21 protein-coding genes are annotated in these 26,269 nt (G+C 64.5%); 4 read left to right on the plus strand and 17 right to left on the minus strand.

Features of this window, described 5'->3' with window-relative positions:
- Positions 1–68: 68 nt before the first annotated feature.
- Positions 69–554: a DciA family protein gene (locus tag GGD40_RS14960; RefSeq protein ID WP_179708193.1), complete on the minus strand. Its 486-nt coding sequence runs from the start codon at positions 552–554 to the stop codon at positions 69–71.
- A 292-nt stretch (positions 555–846) separates the two neighbouring features.
- Here GGD40_RS14960 and secA point away from each other — a divergent pair, with 292 nt between their 5' ends.
- The 4 genes from secA to mutT all read left to right on the plus strand — a co-directional run bounded on the left by secA (position 847) and on the right by mutT (position 6,468).
- Positions 847–3,657: a preprotein translocase subunit SecA gene (secA, locus tag GGD40_RS14965; RefSeq protein ID WP_179744952.1), complete on the plus strand. Its 2,811-nt coding sequence runs from the start codon at positions 847–849 to the stop codon at positions 3,655–3,657.
- A gap of 228 nt (positions 3,658–3,885) precedes the next feature.
- Entirely contained in the window at positions 3,886–5,127 is a 1,242-nt protein-coding gene (argJ, locus tag GGD40_RS14970) for a bifunctional glutamate N-acetyltransferase/amino-acid acetyltransferase ArgJ (protein ID WP_179744100.1), read from the plus strand.
- Positions 5,128–5,179: 52 nt separating this feature from the next.
- On the plus strand, positions 5,180–6,049 hold the full coding sequence (locus GGD40_RS14975; RefSeq protein WP_179708196.1) for an ATP-binding protein: 870 nt from the start codon (positions 5,180–5,182) through the stop codon (positions 6,047–6,049).
- Complete coding sequence (mutT, locus tag GGD40_RS14980) at positions 6,046–6,468, plus strand: 8-oxo-dGTP diphosphatase MutT (RefSeq protein ID WP_179744101.1); 423 nt, start codon at positions 6,046–6,048, stop codon at positions 6,466–6,468. The genes GGD40_RS14975 and mutT overlap by 4 nt, the downstream gene beginning before the upstream one ends.
- A 118-nt stretch (positions 6,469–6,586) precedes the next feature.
- On the opposite strand, the gene GGD40_RS14985 is transcribed toward mutT, so the two are convergent.
- The 16 genes from GGD40_RS14985 to GGD40_RS15060 all read right to left on the minus strand — a co-directional run bounded on the left by GGD40_RS14985 (position 6,587) and on the right by GGD40_RS15060 (position 26,251).
- The gene (locus GGD40_RS14985) at positions 6,587–6,784 is read right to left on the minus strand and encodes a DNA gyrase inhibitor YacG (RefSeq protein ID WP_179744102.1); all 198 of its coding nucleotides are present in this window, start codon (positions 6,782–6,784) and stop codon (positions 6,587–6,589) included.
- Positions 6,785–6,897: 113 nt separating this feature from the next.
- Positions 6,898–7,653, minus strand: a complete 756-nt coding sequence (zapD, locus tag GGD40_RS14990) for a cell division protein ZapD (protein WP_035548814.1) — start codon at positions 7,651–7,653, stop codon at positions 6,898–6,900.
- Positions 7,654–7,835: 182 nt separating this feature from the next.
- Positions 7,836–8,447, minus strand: a complete 612-nt coding sequence (coaE, locus tag GGD40_RS14995) for a dephospho-CoA kinase (protein WP_179708203.1) — start codon at positions 8,445–8,447, stop codon at positions 7,836–7,838.
- A 3-nt stretch (positions 8,448–8,450) separates the two neighbouring features.
- A complete protein-coding gene (locus tag GGD40_RS15000; RefSeq protein WP_179744103.1) occupies positions 8,451–9,392 on the minus strand; it encodes a prepilin peptidase in 942 nt (313 codons plus the stop codon).
- 27 nt (positions 9,393–9,419) lie between these two features.
- On the minus strand, positions 9,420–10,652 hold the full coding sequence (locus GGD40_RS15005) for a type II secretion system F family protein (RefSeq protein WP_373565289.1): 1,233 nt from the start codon (positions 10,650–10,652) through the stop codon (positions 9,420–9,422).
- Positions 10,649–11,941, minus strand: coding sequence for a GspE/PulE family protein (locus GGD40_RS15010; protein ID WP_179744104.1), 1,293 nt, complete (start codon positions 11,939–11,941; stop codon positions 10,649–10,651). The genes GGD40_RS15005 and GGD40_RS15010 overlap by 4 nt, the downstream gene beginning before the upstream one ends.
- A gap of 128 nt (positions 11,942–12,069) precedes the next feature.
- Positions 12,070–13,374, minus strand: a complete 1,305-nt coding sequence (locus tag GGD40_RS15015; protein ID WP_179708209.1) for an HlyC/CorC family transporter — start codon at positions 13,372–13,374, stop codon at positions 12,070–12,072.
- 162 nt (positions 13,375–13,536) lie between these two features.
- A complete protein-coding gene (locus GGD40_RS15020; RefSeq protein WP_179744105.1) occupies positions 13,537–14,628 on the minus strand; it encodes an FHA domain-containing protein in 1,092 nt (363 codons plus the stop codon).
- Between the two features lie 33 nt (positions 14,629–14,661).
- Positions 14,662–18,288, minus strand: coding sequence for a type VI secretion system membrane subunit TssM (tssM, locus tag GGD40_RS15025; RefSeq protein ID WP_179744106.1), 3,627 nt, complete (start codon positions 18,286–18,288; stop codon positions 14,662–14,664).
- Positions 18,285–19,481, minus strand: a complete 1,197-nt coding sequence (gene tssL, locus GGD40_RS15030) for a type VI secretion system protein TssL, long form (RefSeq protein ID WP_179744107.1) — start codon at positions 19,479–19,481, stop codon at positions 18,285–18,287. Before tssL ends, tssM begins: the two co-directional genes overlap by 4 nt.
- Positions 19,481–20,860 carry a type VI secretion system baseplate subunit TssK gene (gene tssK / locus GGD40_RS15035; RefSeq protein WP_179744108.1) on the minus strand — a complete coding sequence of 460 codons (1,380 nt, stop codon included), beginning with the start codon at positions 20,858–20,860 and terminating at the stop codon, positions 19,481–19,483. The genes tssL and tssK overlap by 1 nt, the downstream gene beginning before the upstream one ends.
- Positions 20,860–21,387 carry a type VI secretion system lipoprotein TssJ gene (gene tssJ, locus GGD40_RS15040; RefSeq protein WP_179744109.1) on the minus strand — a complete coding sequence of 176 codons (528 nt, stop codon included), beginning with the start codon at positions 21,385–21,387 and terminating at the stop codon, positions 20,860–20,862. The genes tssK and tssJ overlap by 1 nt, the downstream gene beginning before the upstream one ends.
- Before the next feature lie 67 nt (positions 21,388–21,454).
- A complete protein-coding gene (locus tag GGD40_RS15045) occupies positions 21,455–21,844 on the minus strand; it encodes a DUF4150 domain-containing protein (protein WP_179744110.1) in 390 nt (129 codons plus the stop codon).
- 8 nt (positions 21,845–21,852) lie between these two features.
- Positions 21,853–22,512, minus strand: a complete 660-nt coding sequence (locus GGD40_RS15050) for a DUF3540 domain-containing protein (RefSeq protein WP_179744111.1) — start codon at positions 22,510–22,512, stop codon at positions 21,853–21,855.
- A complete protein-coding gene (locus GGD40_RS15055) occupies positions 22,509–23,642 on the minus strand; it encodes a pentapeptide repeat-containing protein (protein WP_179744112.1) in 1,134 nt (377 codons plus the stop codon). Before GGD40_RS15055 ends, GGD40_RS15050 begins: the two co-directional genes overlap by 4 nt.
- A complete protein-coding gene (locus GGD40_RS15060; RefSeq protein ID WP_179744113.1) occupies positions 23,639–26,251 on the minus strand; it encodes a DUF2169 family type VI secretion system accessory protein in 2,613 nt (870 codons plus the stop codon). The genes GGD40_RS15055 and GGD40_RS15060 overlap by 4 nt, the downstream gene beginning before the upstream one ends.
- Positions 26,252–26,269 lie beyond the last annotated feature (18 nt).

Genomic DNA, 26,269 nt, shown 5'->3' on the forward strand with positions numbered 1-26,269 from the left:
CCTTCGGGCCTTCGAGCCCGTGGTAGCAACGAAAAAGCGGCCCACTGGGCCGCTTTTTTCGTTTCGTTTCAGCGATTTCTCCGATGCCGCGCCGCCATTTTCGCCAGCGCTTCCTGCAACGGCGACGGCGCCAGCGATTCGCTCAACGCGTGCAACGCGTCCGCGCCGACCGGCGTCATACGCGCCTGCTTGACCGGCGGCGGCTCCTTGGCCGGCTGCGGCCGCACGCGAATCCTCAACGCATTGACGTGCCAGCCGCGCTGCTGCAAATCCGACAACAGCCGCGGCTCGAGATGCCGCAACCGCGCCGCGAGCGCGTTGTGCCCGGCAAACAGCGCCAGCACGCCGTCTTTGATAAAGCCCGGTTCCACGCTGGTGGCCAGATAGTCCGGCAGCAACGCGCGCAAATCCTTCTCCAGCGCCGCGATCTGCTCGACGCCTGCGCGCAGGGCCGCGAACGCATCGGTGCGATTCAGCACCTCGGCGACGGGCTGCGGACGGCGCGCCTTGAACTGCTGCGGCGGCGGTCTTGAAAAGGACGGAAAACGGCTCATGTTCGACAGTAACGGTGTGTTCGCGCCCCATGCGCGTTCACGCCGCGATTGTACCGCGCGGGATGCACGCGAGCCCGCGTCAGTGCGTACGGTCGGAGGTCGGCGCGGCGGGGCTGGAATGCCATGCCGCCGTCTCACCGCTGACACAGGCGCGGCCGGGGGCGCGTGCTAAAATGCCCGATTCGAATTCACTCTTGGACTAAGCCGCCGAGGCCCCTCCGACCCCGGAGCGCACGTGCACGAATCATGCACGCCGCGAACCAGCCGAAGCCGCGACGCAGACACCGATCCGATGACCACCGGTTTTCTACAGAAGATTTTTGGCAGCCGCAACCAGCGTCTAGTCAAGCAATATCAAAAGACCGTCACGGCGATCAATGCGCTCGAACCGCAGATCGAGCAATTGACGGACGATCAACTGCGCGCCAAAACGGGTGAATTCCGCCAGCGCGTCGCGAGCGGCGAGTCGCTCGACAAGCTCCTGCCGGAGGCGTTCGCGGTCTGCCGCGAGGCCAGCAAGCGGGTGCTGAAAATGCGCCACTTCGACGTGCAGCTGATCGGCGGCATGGTCCTGCACTACGGCAAGATCGGCGAAATGCGCACCGGTGAGGGCAAGACTCTCGTCGCGACGCTGCCGGTTTACCTGAATGCGTTGTCGGGCCGCGGCGTCCACGTTGTCACGGTGAACGACTACCTGGCCCAGCGCGACGCCGAATGGATGGCGCGCCTGTACAACTTCCTCGGTCTGTCGGTCGGCATCAACCTGTCGCAGATGGATCACGACGCGAAGCAGGAAGCCTACGCCGCGGACATCACGTACGGCACGAACAACGAATTCGGTTTCGACTACCTGCGCGACAACATGGTCTACGAGACCGACGCGCGCGTGCAGCGAGCCCTGAATTTCGCGGTGGTCGACGAGGTCGACTCGATCCTGATCGACGAAGCCCGCACCCCGCTGATCATCTCTGGCCAGGCCGAAGATCACACCGAACTCTACGTGCGCATGAACGCGCTGCCGCCGCTGCTCGAACGCCAGATCGGCGAAGAGAAAGCCGACGGCACCGGCGTCGAAAAGCCGGGTGACTACACGCTGGACGAGAAAGGCCGTCAGGTGTTCCTGACGGAATCGGGCCACGAAAAGGCCGAGCGTCTGCTCGCCGAGTGGGGCCTGATCGGCGAGGGCGAAAGCCTGTACGCGCCGCAAAACATCACGCTGATGCACCACGTGTACGCCGCGCTGCGCGCGCACACGCTGTTCTTCAAAGATCAGCACTACGTGGTGCAGAACAACGAAGTGGTGATCGTCGACGAATTCACCGGCCGTCTGATGTCGGGCCGCCGCTGGTCCGACGGTCTGCATCAGGCTGTCGAGGCGAAGGAACACGTCAAGATCCAGAGCGAGAACCAGACGCTCGCGTCGATCACGTTCCAGAACTACTTCCGTATGTACGCGAAGCTGTCCGGCATGACCGGTACGGCGGACACGGAAGCGTACGAATTTAACGAGATCTACGGTCTCGAAACGGTCGTGATCCCGACCAATCGTCCGCCCAAGCGGATCGACAAGCAGGATCAGATCTACAAGACCGCGAAGGAACGCTATGACGCGGTGATCCGCGACATCCGCGATTGCTATGAGCGCGGTCAGCCGGTGCTGGTCGGCACCACGTCGATCGAAAACTCCGAGTTGCTGTCACATCTGCTGAAGCAGGCCGGCTTGCCGCACGAAGTGCTGAACGCCAAGCAGCACGCACGCGAAGCCGAGATCGTCGCCGAAGCGGGCCGTCCGAAGCGCGTCACGATCGCCACCAACATGGCGGGTCGCGGTACCGACATCGTGCTCGGCGGCAATGCCGAGAAGCAGGCGTCGTTCCTCGAACTGGACGAAACGCTTGCCGACGCGGAGAAGCAAAGCCGTATCCAGAAGCTGCACGACGAATGGCAAGCGTTGCACGATCAGGTGAAGGCCGCGGGCGGTCTGCACATCATCGGCACCGAGCGTCACGAATCGCGCCGGATCGACAATCAGCTGCGCGGCCGTGCCGGCCGTCAGGGCGACCCGGGTTCGTCGCGCTTCTATCTGTCGCTGGAAGATCCGCTGCTGCGCATTTTCGCCGGCGATCGCGTGCGCGCGATCATGGACCGTCTGAAGATGCCGGAAGGCGAAGCGATCGAAGCAGGCATCGTGTCGCGTTCGATCGAATCGGCGCAGCGCAAAGTGGAAGCGCGCAACTTCGACGTTCGCAAGCAATTGCTCGAATACGACGATGTGTCGAACGATCAGCGCAAGGTGATCTATCAGCAGCGCAATGAATTGCTCGAAGCGAACGACATCACCGAAACCATCGGCGCGATGCGTCAGGGCGTGATCGGCGATATCGTCCATCAGTTCGTGCCGGCCGGCAGCATCGAAGAGCAGTGGGACGTGCCTGAGCTGGAGGAAGTGCTGCGCAACGAATGGCAGCTCGACCTCGCGATCCAGGAAATGATCAACGAGTCGAACACGATCAGCGCGGACGAAATCCTCGAAGCGGTCGAAGCCGCCGGCGACGAAGCGTACGAATCGAAGGTCGCACTGGTCGGCCGCGAGTCGTTCAGCGCGTTCGAGCGTTCGATCATGCTGCAAACGCTGGACCGTAGCTGGCGCGAACATCTGGCCGCGCTCGACCACCTGCGTCAGGGCATCCATTTGCGCGGCTATGCGCAGAAGAACCCGAAGCAGGAATACAAGCGCGAAGCGTTCGAACTGTTCGCCGCCATGCTCGACGCCGTGAAGCTCGAAGTCACCCGCGTGGTGATGAACGTGCAGATCCAGTCGCCGGAACAGTTGGAACAGGCCGCCGAGCAGATGGAAGAGCAGGGCGGCCATCTGGAGAACGTCGAGTTCCGCCACGCCGAATTTGCCGAAGCGGCGTCGGCCGCACCGGTTGCCGCAGAAGCCGCGACCGCCGCGATGATCGGCGACGCGATGAGCCACGGCTCGTCGTCGACAGCAGCGCCGAACGTGAACGCGGACGACGTGCCGAAGGTCGGACGCAACGATCCGTGCCCGTGCGGTAGCGGCAAGAAGTACAAGCAGTGCCACGGCAAGATTGCCTGATGCCGAAAGCGGCGCGCTTCTAAGCGCGCCGCGTCGTTTTATGCGGGCGCTTTGTCGCTCCGTTTGGTTGTTGCGCTTCTTTTAGCGCATTGCTGTAGCGAGTTTCAGACGCGCTTTTCAGCAGCGCGTTTCAGTCGATTCCGCGGTGGTTCGGCCCTCTGCCCGAACCATCAGTTTGCTATCCCCGATGCCGGCGCCTGCCGGCATTTTCTTCGACAGGTCGCGACCATGGCTGTCAATTTCCCCTCGATCGATCCCGCTCAACTCCATCCCATCGCCGGCGTCACGCTGGGCTGGGCGGAGGCGAATATCCGCAAGCCGAACCGCAAGGACGTGCTCGTCATTTCCGTGGGCGAAGGCGCCACGGTCGGCGGCGTGTTCACGCAGAACCGCTTTTGCGCGGCCCCTGTCACGGTGTGCCGTGAGAATCTGGAGCGCGTGCGCGCTGGCGGCAAGCCGATCCGCGCGCTGGTGATCAACACCGGCAACGCCAACGCGGGCACCGGCGAGCCGGGTATGGTGGCGGCGCGCGAAACCTGCGCGGAACTCGCACGCCTGGCGGACATCTCGCCGGAACAGGTGCTGCCGTTTTCGACGGGCGTGATTCTGGAACCGCTGCCGGTCGATCGTCTGAAAGCCGGCTTGCCGGCGGCGCTCGCGAACCGCAAGGAAGCGCACTGGTACGACGCCGCGCAGGCGATCATGACCACGGACACGCTGCCCAAGGCCACCTCGCGCCAGGTCACGATCGACGGCCACACGGTCACGCTGACCGGCATCAGCAAGGGCGCCGGCATGATCAAGCCGAACATGGCGACCATGCTCGGCTTCCTCGCGTTCGACGCCGCCGTCGCCCAACCGGTGCTCGACGCGCTGGTCAGGCACGTGGCGGACCGTTCGTTCAACTGCATCACGATCGATGGCGATACATCGACCAACGATTCGTTCATCCTGATCGCGTCGGGCCAATCGAGCCTGCCGGCAATCACCTCCACCGATTCGCCCGCTTACGCAGCGCTGCGCGACGCGGTGACTGAGGTCGCCCAGACCCTCGCGCAACTGATCGTGCGCGACGGCGAAGGCGCGACCAAATTCATGACCGTGCAGGTTGAAGGCGGCTCGAGCGTCGGCGAATGCCGTCAGATCGCGTATGCGATCGGCCACTCGCCGCTCGTGAAGACGGCCTTCTATGCATCGGACCCGAACCTCGGCCGCATTCTGGCCGCAATCGGTTATGCCGGCGTGGACGATCTCGACGTCGGCAAGATCGATCTGTATCTGGACGACGTGCTGGTCGCGACTGCCGGCGGCCGCAATCCGGCCTACCGTGAAGAAGACGGCCAGCGCGTCATGAAAAAGAGCGAGATCGGCATTCGTGTCGTACTCGGCCGCGGCGATGCGCAAGCCACGATCTGGACTTGCGATCTGTCGCACGACTACGTGAGCATCAACGCCGACTATCGTTCGTAACCAGGTTCAATCAAGCTAATGATGCGGCCTCGCGGCCGCTAACTTCACAGCCATGGACAAACTCGAACAGTTTCTGACCCGCGCCGAAGCCGTACTCGGCCGCCTGGAAGCGATGCTTCCGCCCGCTGCACCGAACATCGACTGGTCGGCCGCGGTGGCGTTCCGCTGGCGCAAGCGCCAGGGGCGCGGTTACCTGCAGCCTGTGCCGGCCATTTCGGCGATCACGCTCGACGACCTGCAAAACATCGAGCGCCAGAAAGGCTTGATCGAGCAGAACACGCGTCAGTTCGTGCATAAGCAACCGGCCAACAACGTGCTGCTGACCGGCGCGCGCGGCACCGGCAAGTCGTCGTTGATCAAGGCCTGCCTGAACGCGTATGCGAAAGACGGCCTGCGTCTGATCGAAGTGGACAAGGACGATCTGCACGATCTCGGCGATATCGTCGACTTGATCGCGCAGCGGCCGGAGCGCTTCGTGGTGTTTTGCGACGACCTGTCGTTCGAAGACGGCGAGTCGGGCTACAAGGCGCTGAAGGTCGCGCTCGACGGCTCGATCGCCGCGCAGTCGGACAACGTGCTGATTTACGCGACGTCGAACCGCCGCCATTTGTTGCCTGAATACATGAGCGACAACGAGACGTACAAGCACACGTCCGACGGCGAGATTCATCCCGGCGAGCTGGTCGAAGAAAAGATTTCGCTGTCCGAGCGCTTCGGACTGTGGGTCAGCTTCTATCCGTTCAAACAGGACGACTACCTGTCGATCATCGGCCACTGGCTGCGGCACTTCGGCTGCGACGACGCCGAAGTCGAAGCGGCGCGCGGCGATGCGCTGGTGTGGGCGCTCGAACGCGGCTCGCGCTCGGGGCGCGTGGCGTGGCAGTTCGCGCGCGACTGGTCTGGCCGGAAGGACCCGGCATGAGCGACGCTGGCACGAACGCCGCCGGCCGCAAGGTGACGGAAGTCGCCGTCGGCGTGCTGGTTCAGCCGGATGGACGCTATTTGTTGGCACAGCGTCCGGCCGGCAAACCGTACGGAGGCTACTGGGAGTTTCCGGGCGGCAAGCTGGAAGCGGGCGAGTCGGTCGAGGCCGCGCTCGCGCGCGAGTTGCACGAGGAGTTGGGGATCGACGTGAAGGCGTGCCACCTGTGGCATACGCTGGAACACGACTACCCGCATGCTTACGTGCGGCTGTTTTTCTGCAAGGTGACACAGTGGGCCGGCGAGCCGCACGGCCGCGAAGGTCAGGCTTTTGTCTGGCAAACGCTGCCGGCGGATGTCGCGCCGCTATTGCCTGCGACCATTCCCGTGCTGGAATGGCTTGCGGCGGAGAAGAGCTAGCTGGTCAGTCAGGAGAGAAAACGCTCGCGAAAGCAGGCGCTCGTAAAAAAAAACGCCACGACCTAAAGTCGTGGCGTTTTTTTGTGCGCTGGAGGTGGCCGGCTCTTGCCGGCCTCGCTCAATGCGAGCTGGCGTCCCCGCCGGGGGTTTCATCTGATACAGCGTCCTGGTCGGTGCCGCCGATCTTGTACTTCTCAGTGGCCCAGGCGCCGAGATCGACCTGCTTGCAACGTTCCGAACAGAACGGGCGGAAGCGGTTTTCAGGGGCCCAGAGGACGTCCTTTCCGCAAGTGGGGCATTTGACGAAGGTTGGCATACGGTCAGGCGGTCAATCGGAAACGGAACAAGTAACGAATATAGGGGCATTTTTCGCCACTTCAAAGGCGTGCCCCCGCGAGTCGGACTAAAGGCCGACTTACCCGGCGAACGTTACAGGCTGCAGAGCGTGAGCTGGAACGGCACGTCGATATCGACCGCGCGCGGACGCAGATCGCCGTCCTGCACAGTGAAACGCACCCAGAGCATGTACTTGTTCGCACTGGCTTCCGGGATCACGCGCAATTCGGGTACCACGCGCACCTGCATCAATTGATACGAACGGCCCGACAGCATCTGCTGATAGCTGCCTTGCATGGCCATGACCTTCGACGCCTGACCGGATTCCCGCGCGAGCCGCAGCACGATGGTGGCCGCGTCACGCAGCGGCAGCAGCGGCGTGACCCATTTGGCGATGTCCTGGCGACGCTGATCCGGATGAATTTGTTGCCACGCGTAGTAAGACGGCAGGTCGAATTTGCAGGTGCCGCCCGGAATGATCGCGCGACTTCGGATGCTGGCAAGCCACTCGTTGTCGGCCAGATGCTGGCCGGTTTTGCCCTGCATCTGCGAAAGGCCCGAGAGGGTCTGTTCGATTTCCCCGAGTACCGCTTCCAGCGCGTTCTGCTCGATGCCAGGATTGCCGCGGAACGGCGCGAGCGTTTGACGCTGGCGTTCGAGTTCCTTCATCAGATCGGACTTCAGATCCGCGCGACCGGCGACCTCGGAGATTTCGAACAACGTTGTCAACGCGACGTGATGTTCCCTGGCGTCTTCCTGAGTCAGAAAGAACGTGAAGCGCTCGAACAGATCTTCGAGGCGCAATAGCGTCCGGATTCGCTCGTTGAAGGGATACTCGTAAAGGATCAAGCGGGCTCGCCTCGGGCGTGGTCGGTGACGGGAATGCAGAACATTCTAATGCCGTGAGACTACCCTAGCAATCTCGCACTTTTCCTGACAGCTTGCGCAATTTTTTTGGCGTGTTTGGGGCAGTTTTCTGCGTCATTCGGCTCGCGCGATGCCGCAAAGTTCAATGAGCTTTGCGGCGGGCGTCATGCCGACGCCCCAGCGGCGAGCGACAGATACACGCGATGCTGCGCGTCGACCTGCGCTCGCAGGCTGTCGAGCGATGCGCCGTCGTTGCCGATCACGTCGTCGGCTGCGGCGAGGCGTGCTTCGCGCGTGGCCTGGCGGGCGATGATCGCCAGCACCTGATCGCGGCCGAAGCCGTTGCGGGTCATGACGCGCGAGATTTGCGTCTCGACGCTGCAATCGACGGTCAGCACGCGGTTTACGCGGGTCTTCCAGCTACCCGATTCGACCAGCAGCGGCACGACGACGATCACATAAGGCCCGCGCGCCTCGCGCTGCCCGCGTTCGGTCTCCGCACGAATCAACGGATGGGTGATGCCTTCGAGCCGCTTGCGCGCGCCGTCGTCGCTGAATACCAGTGTGCGCATGCGGGCGCGGTCGAGCGAGCCGTCCGCCGCGACGAACTCCGTGCCGAACTCAGCCGCGATTTGCGGCATCGCGATGCCGTGCGGCGCGGTGATGCGATGCGCGATCAGATCGGTATCGACGAGCGGCACGCCGTGCGCGGCGAACAGGTCGGCCACGGTCGATTTGCCACTGCCGATACCGCCAGTCAGTCCCACGACGAACATGCTTCAGCCCCCCAGCGCGAGATAAAGCGGCGTGCCGACGAACAGCGTAACAGCGCCGCCCGCCGCGAGAAACGGTCCGAACGGCAACGGTTCCTGGAAGCGCATGCGGCCGAGCCATGTGGCGGCGAGGCCGACCACCGCGCCGCTGACCGCGGCGATCAGCACGATCTGCGGGAGAGCGGCCCAGCCGAACCAGGCGCCGAGCGCGGCCAGCAGTTTGAAATCGCCATAGCCCATGCCTTCGACACCGCGCACCAGCTTGAACAACCAGTGCACGACCCACAGCGTCAGATAACCGAAGATCGCGCCCAGCACCGCATCTTGAAGATTGGCGAACATGCCGTTGAAATTGACGATCAGGCCTGCCCACAAAAGCGGCAGCGTCATCGAATCCGGCAGCAGGTGCGTGTCAATGTCGATCGCGCTCATGGCCAGCAACGCCGCGCACAGGCCGAACGCCGCGAGCGTCGTGGCGGTCGGGCCATACAGCGCGAGTGTGCCGGCCGCGCAGGCGGCGCTGGCGATTTCGAGCAACGGGTAGCGCGGGCTGACGCGCGCTTTGCATGCCGAGCAACGTCCGCGCAACAGCAGGTAACTCAGCACCGGCAGGTTCTCCCACGCGCTGAGCACATGGCCGCAGTGCGGGCACGCGCTGCGTGGCACCCACAGGTTGTAGCGGGCGGGCAGCGTGTCGTCTTCGAGCGGCGCGCCCGTGGCTTCATGCACTTCCTCTTGCCATGCACGCTCCAGCATGATCGGCACACGATGCACGACCACGTTGAGGAAGCTGCCTATCACGAGGCCGAACACGACCGCGAAAACGAACTGCAAGCCGGTCGGCAGGCTGCCGAACGCAAAGCCCAGATCGGCGGCAAAGTGCCCGGGCAGCAAGCCCGCAAGCAAGCTGGAAGAGGTGTCTGACACGAGTGGAGAAATAGCCTGCATGGCGAAAGAGTGGATTCGGCTGCGATGCTACACCACGTTGCCGAGTTGAATAATGGGAAGATACATGGCGATGACGAGGCCGCCGACCAGTGCACCCAGTACGACGATGACAAGCGGCTCGCACAGGCTCGCCAGCGTGGCGATCTTTTCGTCTACCTGACGATCGCTGAGCGATGCCACGTCGATCAGCATGGTGTCGAGCGTGCCCGATTCCTCGGCGACCGCGACCGGCTGCACGATCTCCGGCGCAAAACAGTGTGCCGAACGCATGGCCGCCGCGAGCCGTTCACCGCGCCGCAACCGTGCCGCGATATCGACGGTGGCGCGGTCGAAGAATGCGTTGCCGGTGGCGTGCGTCAAGGAGTCGAAAGCGTCGGCGAGCGGCGTGCCGGCCGTTAGCAGCGTGCCGAGCGCACGACTCCAGCGGGCTGCGCACAGACTGCTCAACAGCGGACCGGCGACCGGTATTCTCAGCGCCACGCGTGCGAAGCGTATGCGTGCCGCTTCGGAACGTCGCAGCAGAAACGTCACAGTCCAAGCCATGGCGAACAACATGACGACGGCCGGCACGCTCCAGCGCGCGGCACCCGCCGAGAGCGCCAATACGAACTGGGTCGGCGCGGGCAGCTTCGCGCCGAAGCCGTCGAAGATCTGTTTGAACGTCGGCACGACCCACACCAGCAGCGCGGTGGTGATCGCCATGGCCAGCAGCAGGATCGCCCCCGGATAGGTCAACGCGGCACGCACCTTGGCGCGCTGCGCGGCGGCGCGCTCGCGGTCGTCGGCGAGGCGGGCCAGGACCGTGGCTAACGCGCCGGCTGCTTCGCCCACCTCGACGAGCTGGCAATAGAACGCGCTGAATTGGGCCGGGTGCCGTTGCAGCGCCGCGGAAAACCGCAGGCCGCTCGTAATGTCGCGTGCCAGCGCGCCGACGATACGCGGCATGCCTTGCTGGCGCACGTTGCCGGTTTGCGCTAGCAGATCGAGCGCGGGCGCGAGCGGCAAGCCGGCGCGCAGCAGACTGGCGAGCTGGCGTGTGAACAGCGTGACGTCGGCGGCGCGGGTCTTGGGGCAGGGCGCCGCTCCGTGCGCTTTGAGTTCGATGATGAACAGGTTGTCGCGCTTGTTGAGCAGCGCGCGCGCGGCGCTGGCGTCCGGTGCGATCAGCGCGCCGCGCTTGTGCGTGCCCTGCGCGTTGACGCCGTGCCATTTGAAGCGCAGTTCCGTTGCCGCTGGCCGAACCAGCACGCCGGTATTCACGCGACCTCCGTGGCGGCCAGCGCTTCCGCGAGACTCGTCGTGCCGTCGCGCACACGCGCCAATGCGGCGTCACGCAACGTGGCCACCTGTTCCGCCCGAGCGAGCCGCGCGAGTTCATGCGTGCCCGCGTTCACCACGATCAGTTCACGCATCGGCTCGGACACCGGCATCACCTGATGCACGCCGATCCGGCCACGGTAGCCGATACCGTGGCACTTCGCGCAACCGGCGGCGGCGTAGGGCTGCCAGCCGTCGAGCTGAGCGTCGGCGAAACCGGCGGCTCGTAGCGCTGCGGCCGAGTGTGGCGCGGGCGTTCGACATGTCACGCACAGTCGGCGCACCAGTCGTTGCGCCGTCACCATGCGCAGCGCGGCTGCCAGGTTGTACGGCTCGACGCCAATGTCGATCAGACGTGCGATCGCCGCGGGCGCGTCGTTCGTATGCAGCGTTGACAGCACGAGGTGGCCGGTTTGCGCGGCCTTCACGGCGACGTCGGCAGTTTCGTCGTCGCGGATTTCACCGACCATGATCACGTCCGGGTCCTGACGCAAAAACGCCCGCAGCGCCACGGCGAAGGTAAGGCCCGCTTTCTCCCGCACGCTGACCTGGTTGATGCCGGCTAGTTGGATTTCGGCCGGATCTTCAACCGAGCACAGATTGCGCGACGTGTCGTTGAGCAATTGCAGGAAGCAATACAGCGACAGCGTTTTGCCGCTGCCGGTCGGACCGGTGACCAGCATGAGGCCGTGCGGCGCACGGATCGCGGCGTCGACGGTGGCGTGCTGTTGTGGATCGAGGCCGAGCGAGTCGAGCGACAGATCCGCGGGCAATGCGTCGAGCCGGCGCAGCACCAGCTTTTCGCCGAACAGCGTAGGCAGCGAATTGACGCGATAGTCTTCGGTGCGTCCGGGCGACGTGGCGATCCGCAGCCGGCCGTCTTGCGGCACGCGCCGCTCGGCGATGTCCATGCGCGCCAGCACCTTCACGCGGGTGATGAACGCGTCGCGCAGATGCGCGGGCGGCTGCGGCGTCTCATGCAGCACGCCGTCGATGCGCAAGCGTACGCGCCACCCATGCTCCGACGGTTCGATATGCAGATCCGACGCATTGCGGCGCGTGGCTTCCTGCAGCGTTTCGGTGAGAAGGCGAACGGCCGGCGCGGTGTCGATGTCGCCGAGGTTAGCGGCGGGATCGACCGCGAAGTTTGCGGGCCTGGTTTTGACTGCAGTTTCGCTACTGAACGTTGATTGCCCTGAAGCGGGCGCAGCGGGATGACTGGATGCTTGCATGAGAGACCGGTGACGAGCCGCCTGTAGAACGTGACGGCTGCATCATCGGTCATGGCATCGCCCTAATGCCACTCGGCCATTCGGCTAATGGCGCGCGCGGCGACGCTGTGCGAAGCTCTGTTTCGGCTTCAGATGCGCGTGGCTTTGGCTGCCTTGGCCGCACCGCGCACCGGTGGCTTGAACAGCTTGACGGTGCGGATCGCCTGATCGTCGCTGCGCATTACTTCGAGCTTGGTGTCGCCGATCTGCACGCAGACGTCGCCGTCCGGAATGTCTTCGAGAATTTCGAGGATCAGGCCGTTGAGCGTTTTGGGGCCGTCGGTGGGCAGCGTCAGTTGCAGCCAGCGGTTCAGTTCACGCAGCGGCATGCTGCCCGCCACGATGCATTCGCCGCTCTCGTTCCAGCCGCCGCGCGTGTTGGCGCTACGCGGAATCGACGTGGTGAATTCGCCGATCAGTTCTTCGATGATGTCTTCCGGCGTGACGAGGCCTTGCAACTCGCCATACTCGTTGACGACCAGCGCGGTGCGGTGGCGGCTTTCCTGGAAGAACTGCAGTTGCTGGAACACGGGCGTACCGCTCGGCACGAAGTACGGCTCGGCGAGCAGTTCGCGCAGCGTCTCGCGCTCGAGTTCCTGGTTGTGCAGCGCGGCCAGGGTCTTGCGCACGTGCAGCACACCGAGCACGCGGTCAATGTCGCCTTGATAGACGATCAGCTTGTTGTGATAACAGGTCTCGAGCTGATGCAGGATCTGTTCGAACGGCGCGTCGAAATCCAGCGCTTCGATGCGGCGGCGCGGGATCATCACGTCGTCGACGGAGATGTTTTCGAGGTCGAACAGGTTCAGCAGAATGCTGCGGTGTTTGGTGGGCATGAAGCTGCCCGATTCGAGCACGATGGTGCGCAGTTCTTCGGTGGTCAGGCGTTGATCCCGCCCGCCCTTGGTGTTGATGTGCAGCACCCGCAGGATCGCGTTGGCGAACAGATTGACGAACCAGACGAGCGGCTTCGCGACGCGCATCATCGGCGCGATCAGCAGGCTGGCGGGCAGCGCGATTTTTTCCGGAAAGGTCGCGCCGACGATCTTCGGCGTGATCTCCGCGAACACGATGATCAGGAACGCGACAATGCCGGTCGCGATCGAGAGCACGAGGTTGTTGCGGCCGAACGTGTGCAGCGCGATCGAGGTGGTCAGCACCGGAATGATCGTATTGAACAGATTGTTGCCGATCAGCACCACGCTCAACAACTGGTCGGTCCGCGCGAGCAGGCCTTGCGTGGTCTTTGCACCAAGCACGTTCTGATTGGCCAGGTGCTTCAGGCGATGACGGTTGAGCGCCATCATCGCCGTTTCAGAAATGGAAAAGAAACTGGAGCAGACGAGCAGCAGACAAACTGCGCCGATCTGCGCCCATAGGGGAAGTTGTTCCACGCGTCGTGAAGGAGAGGGACAGGATGGACAGAATATAGCAGAGGGGGCCGCTGCGGCCCTCTGCGGAATGGCCGGGCGGATACCGAGGGGACGGGCGCCCGGCGCTTGGGAAGCGATGGTTATGGCCAGGCGGCGCGCCGACCCTGACCGAGTGGGTCATGGCTAGTTTTGGCCGGTATGTTGTTTGAGCGTGCGGACCAGTGTTCCTAGTGTGTGCATGAATTCCGGGGTGAGGCCGGCCTCGGCGGCTGCGTCGCAGGGCACGCCGGCGCCGTCGAGAAAGGCGTGGGCGAGCACGGCGGCGGATTCGATGGCTTCGCCTCCGTCGATCGTTGCCTTGTGCGACGGTTCGCTCCGCCCGTGAGTTTCACCGCCGTAATTCGGCACGGCAACACGCACGACGCAGGCCGACGCGTCGTATAACCGGCCGAACGCGTCGGCGTAGTCGGTTCGCTGAGCGACAGCGCTATGCCGCTGGGTCTCCTCCATCGGCGTGGCGATCTTTACCCGCAGATGGCCGTCGAATTCCGCCACGTGGTCGCGGAGCGCATGACCGGGCGCGTTGTCGGTACGCGATGCGTCGAACGCGCCGGGTGGCGCGGCAGTGAGGTCGGCGAACAGGTCGTGAACGTTCGCGTCGTTCCATCGGGTGTTCGACCACGTCGTAGCCGGTGGTTCGAATAGCGCAAGCGGATCCAGCGGCGTATCGAGCAGATCGTGTAACGAGGTCGATGTTCCGGGACCGAACGGCCGGTCATCGGAAAGGTCACGCGGTCGCGCTGTTACGTAGAGCGGATTCGGTGCAGCGTGTTCGGCAGAGTCAGCGGTAGCGCCAGAGCGAGAGCCAGCGCCAGACTCAGCGGCGGAACGCGCGTCGGTCAGCGAGGACCCGCCCGGCAGATTCCAGACCGGCAACGCCGAGCACGCCGCCGCCCGCAGCACATAGGCGCCGATATTGACGATGTCGCCCGCGTGCAGTTCGATCTGTCCGCGCGGTTCGACCAGCTTGCCATTGACGGCGATCGCCGCATGCTCGCTGGTATTGAGCAACTGCCACCCGTCGCCGTGCGCGCCGATCAACGCATGGCGACGCGCCACTGCGCTGCCGCCGTCATCGTCGTCGGGTAGCACCAGCGTGTTGTCCGGCGCGCGGCCGATCGAGCCGCCCGCGGCGTCGAAGACCGCGCCCGGTTCGTTCGATAGCGCCTTGCCGTGGCAGGCGACGATCATCAATTGAAGGCTGAAAGAGGGCATGGAACAAACGTCCTGATCTGATAGCGAGCGGCTTTAGGACGGACACGAGAACGCGTCCATTTGCGGCAACCTGAACGGGTTGTAGCTGCTGTTGGCGATGACCCGCAAAGACAGCTTGCGGCCGTTGAAGTCGAAGGTGGCGACAAAGTGCTCGGGCGTCGCGCCCGGTGTAATGCTGGCCTTGTCGAGCAGACGTTGCAGCGCCCACGGTCCCTGCGTTTGCAGGCCGTCGGCGCCGCCCGGCGTGCTGATCTGCAGGCTGACCTGACCGGCGCCGCCGACGGGGCCCGGCCATTTCACCGTGGTGGGCAGTTGCGGGCCATGCGCGTAGCGGATCGTTTGGCCGTCGACATCCAGCGTGTACTGCGCGATCCCCGGATCCAGCTCGAGCGGCGTCAGCTCGACTTGCAGCGCCGGCGCCGTGGCATTGCCGGAAAAAAACGCCGTGCGGATGATGTCGGCATTCTGGAACGAGCCGACCAGACGGGCATCTCCCGAAGCGGCGCCGGTTGCGTCGCGCCTGAAGCGCCAGCGGCTGCCACTAACGTCGATTTGCGACGCCAGATTTTTTTGAAAGAAGCTGTCCATCAAGCCGCCCGGGGCGAACAGTTTCGAGAAATCGTCGAGCGCGACATCGCGACTGGCGTTGCGCACGAACGGGTAGCGCCCCGCGATCATGTGCCGGCACAGTCGGCCTATGCCGCCTTGCGCGTCCTGCGCGAGATTGGCGCGCAGCGCGCCGCCGATCTGCGCCGAACCGTTTTGCGACAGGTCGCCGAACATCTTGCGCAACGGCATCGGCATCCGTCCGGCATCGGCCTGCAGTTTGTCGAACACGTCGGTTGGTGGCGGCGAATTGCCGCTGTTGAGCGCCGCGCTCGCCGACGTCAGATAGCCGTACAACTCGTCGACCACGTGCAGGTTGCCGTCGAACGGTGCCGTGCCGGCGGCGCCTCCGTCGGACGAGGTGACGAGGCGGCGCAGTGGTTCGAAATGGGCGTCGACTACGGCCTCGGGTCGCTCTTCGTTGGCCGTTTGCGGCACCGCGGGCGCAGCGTTGCCGAACATCGCCGCGAGCGATTGCCGCGCTTTGCCGAGGCGTTGCTGCATGCGACCCGCCGCGGGGCGTTGCTCGGACGCGGATGTTCGCGACAGATTCGTCTCACGGGCGGCGGCTTGCAGGAATTGTCTGAGCGGCGAATCCGGCGCCGACAGCGTGCGCGCAATTCGCGTGCTTTGCGCAATCGACTTGCTATCCATCAGCGTCAAGTCGTTGAGATAGGCATCCCAGACTTCGATGTAGTCGTTGAAGTACGCGCGTCGGACTTCAAGCACGAGACGCGCGGTGTCGACGGCGGGCGCGGCGTCGATGCCCAGCACCCATGGTTCTTCGCTGCGCAGTTGCGCGGCGGCGCCGGCTACGCGTTTGTCGAAGACGTCCCAATAGCCTCGATAGGTATACAGGCTGTCGATGCCGTCGCTGAGCGGTTTGCCGCTGAGGCGCCGGAACACGAGCGCGGCTTGCGGGCCCCCCGCGCTGACGACGGTGAGCGGCGCGGCGCGCGGTATGCGCAGCAGTTCGCGGCGCAACTGATGGTAAGCACGCTGAGCAAACGAATCGCGTGCGAGCCGCTCACGCACGCGGCTCACCAGGGCTGCGTTGAGTGCAAACGGCGACGCGACCGCGCGCGCTTCGAAGAGTCGCGTGAGGTGCGCTTCCAGGCGTGCGCGTTGATCGAGCGTGGTGTTCGACGGCAAAGACGTCTGCGTGTCGAGGATCAGCCATGCGGCGACAAAACCGCCGTCGTAGTGAGCAGCGTCGTGAAGCATCAGATAGGCCTTGAGCGCGTCGTACGTATATTCCGGATCGTCGAGCGGGGCGTTGGACAGCAGCGCTTCGAGACGCGCTGCCGCCTGCGGCAGCAGTTTGTCGTCGAGCGCGCGGCGATAAATGGTCTCGCTGGCTTCGCTGATTTTTGCACCGGGGTAAAGACCGAGTCCGTAGCGCAAGGGCGGCGGTGCATCGATCTCGAAGCGTTCGCTGCGAGGCAGGCTTCGCACGTCGTTGAGCATCGGAGCGAGCGGCGCCAACGCACCGGCGGCCAACGTGATCGGCTGGCGCGCGTGCTGATTGAACGCGGCGACGTGCGTGCCGACTTCGTCGAGATAGGCACGGATGTTCGAATAGCTGATCGTCCAGCCGGCTAGCAGTGTTAGCAGCAGGGCGCCGCTCGTCACCGCGAGCGCCGTGTGCGCGATCAGACGTCGCCGCAGCGACGCGCGACTCGTGCCGGCGAGGCCGGCATCGGCAAAGACGGCCTCGTGCAGCAGTTGCTTGAGGAAATAGCTTTGGCGGACGCGACTTATTGCGGGTGCCGGTGACGGCATTGCGCTGTGCAAGTGTTGTCTGACCGGCGTCAGTATCCGGTCAACCGTCTGCCCGCTCTGCAAGGCGCTAGTGAAGTAGATGCCGCGCGCGACCAGTTTGGCTTCCAGATGCGAGGTCTGAAACAGCGTCGAGCAGAAGCCGTCGAGCACATCGCGCAGACTCGCGAACTGCTGCGGGAATAGATAGGCGAGCGCCCGGCTATCGAGATCGGGGTCGGCGCTCACGACGTCGCGCAGGCCGTCGGTCAGGCGCTGTACGAGTTTGTCGAATGCGTCCGTGAATGCGGTGGTGGCGCTGTTGGACGCTGCGGCGGCTTCATCGAGTGGGAATGTCGCGCCCCAAACCTGCTCGCGGCCCTCGCGGTTCAGCGCCGAAAAATACTCGACGAAGCCGCTGAGGCGATCCATCCGGGTCAAACATAAGTAGATCGGGACCTGTATGTCGAGCGCTGCCCGCATCGTTTGGAGCGGCTTGCGCAGACGCGTCGCGTAGGCTGTGCGTTCGGCTTCGTTCAGTGCGAGCAGCGAGTCGACGGCGACCGTCAGTAGGACGCCGTTGAGCGGCTGGCGCGGCCGACGTTTGCGAAGCAGCGCGAGCAGGGCGCGCCACTCGGTGCCACGCCGCTCGGTGTCGTCGGCGGCTTCCAGATAGTGGCCGGGCGTATCGACGAGCACTGCGTGGTTGCTGAACCACCAGTCGCATTGCTGGGTCGCTTCGACGCGGCCGGCGGCGGCGCGCGCCGCTTGCTCGGCGGTCGATAGTTCGAGTCCGCCGTGGACGAGTACAGCGGTCTTGCCCGAGCCGCTGCTGCCGACCACGAGATACCACGGCAATCGATACGCGTACTGACCGGTGGCGGCATCGAGCCATGCCGCGAGTTTGCCTTTGGCCGGGTTGGCGTGGCGCAGCAGGTACAGCGCGTCGCGAAAACGGGCGCGTAGTTCGGCAACCGGAGCAGTGTCTTTTATGCCGGCAGCCGTAGCCGCACCCGCACCCGCACCCGCACCCGCACCGGCACCCGCACCGGCACCCGCTTCGCTCGCACTTCCCCGCATCCGCCAAACCAGCCGCATGCACCCGGCCAGCAGCACGAGCGCAATCAACCACCCTCGCACCGTCGCACTTTCCAACGGACGCATCGTGCCGATCGCCAGCAGTGGCCCCACGCTCCAGATCAACGCGACGACCAGTGCGATTTCGACGCATAGCCACACACACAGCCACCACTCCCGGGACAACATCAGCTTCACCACCCGTGTTACGAACTTCATTGATCGGTCGCCTGCGAAATGCCTTGTCTGTCTGTGGGAAGCGGGAACAGCACGATTTCCACGCGGCGGTTTTGCGCGCGACCCTCGGCTGTCTGGTTGGTGGCGACCGGCTGTTCGTCGCCGCGCCCCATCACGGCGATGTTCCGGTTCGCTTCGAGGCCGGCCGCCAGCAGCCATTGCCTGACGGCGCCGGCACGGGCTTGCGACAGCGCGAGGTTCGACTCGAAGCGGTGATCGCGGATCGGCTGATTGTCCGTATGACCGGTAATCGCGATGTCGCCGCCGACCCGGTTCAGCACGCCAACCAGATGTGCGAGCACCGGCAGATACGCCGGATTCGCGGCGGCCGAACCGGAGTTGAACAGGCCGTCGCCGCGCATCGCGATCACGCTGCGGTCCGCCTCTTCGCGCAGCGCGAGCAGGCCGCTTTGCAGATCCGCGTCGAGCGCTTGTCGCAGCCTGTTCGACGTTGGCACGTCGCTCGCGTGGGTGTTCAGCTCGGGCAGACGAAGCGTGCCGATCGCCGCATAGACTCGATCGGTATGCGCGGTGGTGGCCAGCAGAAAAGCGGCGAAACTCGCGCTACCGCTCACGCCGACGAACAGCAACCACGCCCACAACGGCAGCCCGCGGCGCATCCGCCGCACCGGCGTGCGGTCCGCGGCGCGCCATTCGGGCGACAACGGCAATGCGTATCCGCCGCCCGTTTCATGCAGCAATTTGTGCAGCCGACGCATCAGCGTTTCGCGTTGCGCGGCGCCGTTGTCGATCACGCGGTAGCGTCCCTGGAAACCGAGCATCAGACAGAAATACTGCAGCTCGATCATGTCGCGATGCTCGTGCACGCTCACCGACAGGCGCGCCAGCAACTGGAAGAACTTTTCGCCGCCCCATGTCTCGTTGTGAAGGGCCACCAGCAGACTGTGCGTCGACCATGTGCCACCGCCGCCCCACGGCGCGAGCGCGGCCGCTTCGTCGAGCGCGGTGCACAGGCAATAGCGCGCCGCGACGATCGTCTCGACGGGAATGGCCGCACGTTGCGCGCGCGCCTGAAATTGCCGGATCTGATCGAGCAGATATTCGCGCAGCCGCTGCGGCGCGAGGTCCGTGCTGGTGCGGATCGGCGCGAGCAGGTCGAGCAGCGGGTCGGCGGCAACGACAAGCGCGTTGCGGGCGTTTGGTCGATGCTGCATCACCCGCGAATCGCCCAGCATTCCATCGTCAGACCCGGCAGATCGCCCGCGACGTGCAGCGCGAGTCCGCTGGATTTTTCCAGTTGCTTCCAAAGCTCGGCGCCCGTATCCAGTTCGAAGTAGTGATAGCTCGCGTGATACGGAATCTGTCGAGGCGCGACCGGCAGCGTGCGCAACGCGATGCCGGGCAGATGCAGATTCACCAGATCGGCGAGCCGCTCGGCCGGCCCGATCTTGATCTGTGCGGGAAAGCGCGCACGCACGGTCTCGGCGGGCAGATCGGCGTGCACGGCGAGCACGAAGCCGGCGCTATGCAGCAACTCGGGGCTCGGAATCCGCGCTACCCACACGCGGTGCGCGCGTTCCTGCAACTCGATCGCGACCGCGTTCTGTTCGAGCGCCGTCGACAACGCGCGCCGCAACTCGGCCATCAACGGCGAGAAGCTGCCTTGCAGATCGTCGTGCCGGTACGCTGGACGAACCGTCGGCCGGCGCTCGTGGCTCGTGTAAGTGGCGAGGTCGAACGCGAGCCGCAACCACTGCTGAAACAGCGATTCGGGATGCACCTCGCCGAGTTCGTGTTCGTGCGAAGTGTCGGCCTGCGCGCGATTGATCAGCGCGAGCAGCAGGAAGTCCGCGACTTCCGCGACGCCGCCGCGTCCCGGCCGCGACAGCCGGTTCGCCAACGCATCGCCGCGTTGCTCGAGCAGACCGTGCAACTCGCGGATGTAGCCGGCGAGCAGCGGATGCTGGCCGGCAATCAGCATCGGCGGAATGTAGTGTTTGTCGAGCACCAGATGGTTGTCACTACGCCGCTCGACCACGCGTAGCAGGCCGATGGCCTGCCATTCGCTACCTAGCTCAGACGCCGGTACCAGACGCAGTCGCGCGCGGGCGATCTGCACGCTGGCCGGTCCCAAGGCGACCGCGTTGCCGTCCACGATTTCGCGGACGTAGGCGCTATAGCGCGCGAGCGAATCGGCGCGTTCCTCGAAGATCGTGTCTTCGCCGCCCGGCCGCCTGAGCGGCAACGCGAGCAGCACGAGCTGATCTTTTGCGTCGACGGGAATGTCGAGCGGGGCGGGTAGTTCGTCGGGACCGGTCAGCAGAAAGGGGGTGCCGTCCGGAAACACGCCTTGCGCCATGGTTAGCGACACTTTCCCCAAGGCTAACGCGTCGTGATCGATCTCGACACTCGTGAAGCCCCAGAACGCGCGCTGCAAGCCGCGACAACGCAATTGCACGTAGCTTTCGACATAACGCTCAAACTGCTGGAAATGCTGCGGCCGTAGATACATGCCTTCGGACCAGACGACCTTGCTGCGGGACGCGCCCGAGTCTTTCGACGGTAAATTCAACGGCGCGGTGGAATGCTTCATCAAGGGTTCCGATTCAGGGTTCGGACGACGATGCCGCTGTCATCCAGTTTCACTTGCACTTGCACGACGAGTCGCTGCGGTTCGAATGGCCAGAAAGAGGGGCGGCTGGACTCGTCGGCGACGGGCAACGCGATTGCGACGCGCCAGACGTGCCGGTTCAATTCGCGGTAACCGGCGACGATGCCCAGCGAGCGCGTCCGTGCGTCGCCTGTCCGTTCGATCGACCGTTCGAGCGTCCGTTGTTCGCCAGGTCGCAGGATGAGCTGGTCGAACCCGACGAGGTCGTCACCGAGGCTTGCCTTTGCGTGGTCCTGCAACGGCGCGAAGCCGCTCGCGGTGAAGGCCGCGGTCGATTTCAGGTCGTAGATGCCGACGAGAATCGGTGCGGGTCGTCCGAGGCTGTCTGGATTGACGGTTGGGCTGGCGTCGAGAGACAGCGTGAAGGCGGTGTCTGCGGGTGGGCTTGTTGTTGCACAGCCCGTTAGCAGGATGAGCAGGGTCAACTGGGTCAGCAGAGCCAGTGGCATTAGCCGCGTTAGAGGAGACGCCGTCGCTGGAAACCGCGCGCGCCATTGCATCGGGATCATGCGCGGATCAACCTGCCAGATTAAGAATGTGCGTCTGACTGGGCGAGGTGCCCGTGCCTATCGCGTTGGTCGCATTCTGTTGCGTGGGGTCGGTCATCCGGGTAGTCGGCATGCCGTGCAGCAGTACCGTGTTGGCGCCGCTGATATGGCGCGAACTCGCGCAGACGGTGCTGGAACTGACGCCGCCCATCGAGCCAGGCGCGTCCCCGGTGGTGACCGGAATGAGGGTCGCGAGGTTGTGGGCGGGCGCGCAGGCGACCAGGATGTTGCTGACGTTCGGAATCGCCTGCACGCGTTGGGCGTTGTTGTCGTAAGCGACCGGCACGCCCAGCGGCGGGGTCTTGTTGACGCTGATGGCGTCGTTGGCGCCGGCCGCGCTTGAATTGACCATGACCATGGATACTCCTAGCCGAGGTGGATTTGTTGGGCGTCGAGCTTCGCCAGACGCTCGGCGGTCAGCAACGTGTGCTTGCCATGCAGACGCACGGCCTCCGATGCGGCGTAGTCGAGATGGGCGCAACGCAGGTGATCGACCGTCTCGACCGTGCGAAAACTTGTCTTCGCGATGTGCACGACACGCTCGAAGACGCTCTCCAGGCTTTTACCGATCAACCGCAATGCACCGGCGCGGCCTTCGAACTCGGCGCAGTTGATCGATGCTTTACGCGCGACGAGCGTCGCTTCGTCCGCGTCGAGTGCGAGGCGCTTGCCGTGCAACGCCAGGTCGTTGTCCGCGTGCAGTTGAAGGCCCTGTTCGGCGCGAATATGGATATGGCTCGACGATTCGAGCAGTAGATCGCCGCCGACGCGAATGCATGCGCCGCGCCCGTGAGGCCGGTCAAGGATCGCCAGCACGTGGGGGCGTTGCGGCTCGACGTGGCTCACGATGACGCGGTCGCCGATCTCAGGCGCGATCAGGCAACTGAACGCGCGTCGGCAAGTTAGTCGGGTACCCGCGCAGGCCACCAGCAGCATGTCGTCGTGAAGTAACGCGAGCACGGTGCCGGTGGTTTCGCTGGTTTCGGCCGGTGGCGGCGTTCTTAATTCGGCTACGGTTGATGTCATAGAGATTCTGAGGTGGAGAGCAGTGCTGCGCGATCGTTCCGACGTGACGACCAGGCGCGCGCGGCTTCCAGTGCGATGTCGCTGGCGGCTACGCCGGGTTGGTCTTGCCAGGGGGCGGGTGGGGGCTTGCGGTCGGGGTGGACGCGCGCGCCGCTGGCATCGGCGCGCGCCCCATCAAAGCGCGTTCGCGCAAACAACGCCTCGTGAAAATCCGCGCCGTGCAGCAACGCCGACGAGAAATCCGCACTGTCGAGTCGCGTCTGCACGAAGCGCGCGCCACTCGCATCGGCGCGATGCAACACCGCGCCGGACAAATCCGCACGGCTGAAATCGGCGCTTGCCGCGCGAGCATCGACCCAGATGCTGTTCGGCAGGCGCGCACCACGGCACTGCGCGTGGTTCACGCGCGCCTCGAAGAAGTTAGCGAAGGGAGCGTCCACGTCGTCCAGCACCGCGTGGTCGAGTTCAGCGCCTTGAAAATTGCAGCGCGACAGCCGCGCCGATGTGAAGTCCACACCACGGAGTTCGGCGCGAATGAACTGGCATTGATCGAATACCTGTCCGCGAAACGTTTGTCCCGTCAGATTCGATTCGCTAAAAATAACGCGGTCGAAGCCGCTCTGCGCGAAACGCACATCGCGCAAATCCAGTCGATAGAAAAGGCTCTGGCGAACCGCGGCGGCCGACCAGTCCGCGCCATCCATGGGCGTTTCGTCGAAACAGGCGAAGTCGAGTTGCACCGAGTCGAACTGGCAGCCGCTCAGCTCGCACTTAAGAAAGGCGAGGCGAACTGCGCGCGCTCGCGTGAAGCGTGTGCCGCTTGCGTGCGTGTCGGTGAAACGGCAATCGTCGAGCGTGCCGTCGGTGAGGTTCGTGCGCACCAACTCGCCTTTCAGGAAGACGCTCCTCGACAGGTCGGCACAAGTCAGATCGACGTCCGTGAAGCGGCACTCGTTGAACACGCATTCGCCGAGCCGCGCGTGAGCGAGTTGCGTGCCGCTGAACGTAACGTTCGCGAAGATGCCACCCGACAGATCGCATTGCGTCAAGTCGAGCGGTCCCACTGACTGCCGCTCGATGATTTCACCTCGATGGACCATCTGTTGGAGTTGTTCGCGCGTGAGACTCATGCCGGACTCGCCAACGGGTGGAGCACGACCTGCTCCAGGTAAGCGCCGTCGAATTGCGAGCCGTCGCCGCTCCGTGAAACGTCATCCAGCAAAACTTCGGCGAGATTGGCGCGAAACAGATTCGCTTCGTGCAGGTTTGCGCCGCGCAGATCGGCACCCCGCAGATAGCCGCCGATCAAGTCCGCGCCTGCCAGCCTCGCGCCGCGCAGATCGGTGCGCACCAGGTAGCCGTTCTCGATCCGCACGCCTTGCAGATTGGCGCTGTGCAGGCAAGCATCGGAGAAGTCGCATTGGTCGATCCTCGCATGGCTGAAATTGGCGCCCTTCGCGCTGGCTTGACGGAAGTTCACCTCGCTGAGCGTGGCGTGCGAGAAGTCGGCGCGATCCAGCACGCTGTCTTTCAGGAAGCCGGCCTGGCGCAACGTGGCGCGATCGAAACGGATACCGGCCGCCGAGGTGTCGATGCAGGCAAAGCCGTGAATGTCGGCCTCGGAAAAACTGACGTGCTCGGCCGTGCACTGGATCAACGCCAGCTTGCGGATTTGCGCGCGGCTGAAGTCGACGTGCTGAAAAGCCTGCTCGATGAACGCCAGATCGCTCAGCCTGGCCTCGCGGAAATCGACGGAATCGAAACGACACTGACTGAAGCGGGCTCGTTCGACCGATGCGCGGCGCAGCTTGCATCGGTGAAATTGAGTGCGGTCGAACAGAGCGCCGTCGAGCGTTGCTTCGTCGAAATCGGTGCCGTCGCAGTGCGCCAGCGAGAGGTTGGCGCGGCTTAGATTCGCACCGCGTAAGGTGGCGCGGCTGAGCGTGGCGCGGACAAGCACCGCGTCGCTCAACGTGGCGCCGGTGAGATCGGCGCCGGTGAGGTCGGCGTTTTCGAGCATTGCGTCCGACAGCAGCGCGCCGCGCAAACTCAGGCCGCTTAGATCGGCGCCGGTCAGGTCGAGACCGGCGAGCGATTCGCCGTTGGCATGCAGGGTTATGACGCGGTTACGTATCGTACGAGCCGCAGCCGTATTCGCGTCGAGGCGGGGGGCGGCCTCCTGATAGTGCGCGGCATGGCGGTAGGCTTGGCGTAGTTTGAGGGTCGCCTCGCGTGCCATGTCGGCCATTCCGGCTTGCACGGAATAAACGGGATCAATTGGATCGACGGGCGGCGTGTTGTCGTGAGGCAGCGTCGGCGGCCCGCGTCTTGGCGCCGTGGGCGGACAGCGGGCGGCGTGTTCGTTCTCGATACGCTGCCGCGTCTGGTCGAGCGCGGCGCGCTGTTCGCTCGCCAGTTGTTCCTGACGCTGCACGAACTCGGCCAGATCGTCGAGCCGCGGTGCATGCGTCGGGCCAGGCGATGTTGCGAACGCATCGGCGGGGAACGGGATGCCTGCGTGCTGCGCGGATAAGGCGGCTTCGTCGGCGAGCGATCGCGCGCGGTTTAACAGGTTGCGCTGCCATGCGCCTTGCGATGGATCGCCAGGCGTGCCGGCGTTGTCGCGCGTCGAGTCGGCGGGTGTCGACGCGGCTGTCGACGCGGGCATCAGGTCGCTATCGCGCAATGCATGCAGCGCGCCATGCTGACGGTCCATACGCAATTCGAAAACACGCTGATAGTGCTCCGCTGATCGAGCTTGGCTGCTTGCCTCGGCGGCGATCAGCAAACAGGCGATGTCATGAGCATCGAACGCTTCGATTTCCGCGACGCCGTGAAAAATCATCACCACCCGCTCGCGATGGGGAATGAACCAGGCGGTCGTCAGACGCATCGCGATCTCAGTCAGCAACTTGGACTGACGACGCTGGATAAAGCTGCGAGCACGCAACGCGGGCAAGACGCCCGCGATCACTTCGCGCTCGGGATGCAGGCGCGTGATCGCATAGGCCGCGCCGTCCGGCAGCGCCGTGTGTGCCGGCAATTGCTGATCCAGCGGTGCGACGTTGAAATAGCGACGGTCCATCGTGCGAGGAAAGCCGGGGCGATCCTGCTCATGCCACACCTCGTCTAACTGACCGAAGAGCGCGCTGCGTTGCGGCCAACTCGGCGCGATCGGCGTCAAGGCGGCGGGGGCGGCGTGTTGCCCACGCTGCGTGAGCGCGTTCGCCGCGTATTCGATATTGGGCAGTAGAGACGGCGTGTTGCGGTCGTCGCCGATTGCGCTGCTGAATCCCCGGCCGACGGGATTGTCCGCATAACCGGCACCGCCGTAGGCATGCGGCCAGTCGATTCGTAGCGATTCGAACGGTTTGGCCGCCGTGGCTGTATTGCCGTTCCAGTTGCGCTCGCCTGATACGTGCAATTGCTTTTCCACGCCCGCGAAGCGGATGCCGACGTGGCAAGTATTCGCGCGGTCGCCGCGGTGGCCGCGTTCACAATACTTGCCGTAGGCATTCGCGGACACCAGAAACTCGGCGTGCGACTTGGGCATTGCCGCGTCGAGCGTATAGCCCGCCAGTTCATCACCAACCGTATTCCACAATTCGGATTCGCTCACGATTTGCGGTGTCGCGCCGAGCGTCGCCATGACCGGAATCGCGATGCCGAGGTGTTCGCGACCGTGCGCGCGGTAGGGGCGCGTCAGGATGCCGAGCGGCGTGGGTTTGATGATTTTCATGGCTGCCAGGTTCGGATG

The organism is Paraburkholderia bryophila, assembly GCF_013409255.1.
In the GTDB taxonomy this organism is placed as follows: domain Bacteria; phylum Pseudomonadota; class Gammaproteobacteria; order Burkholderiales; family Burkholderiaceae; genus Paraburkholderia.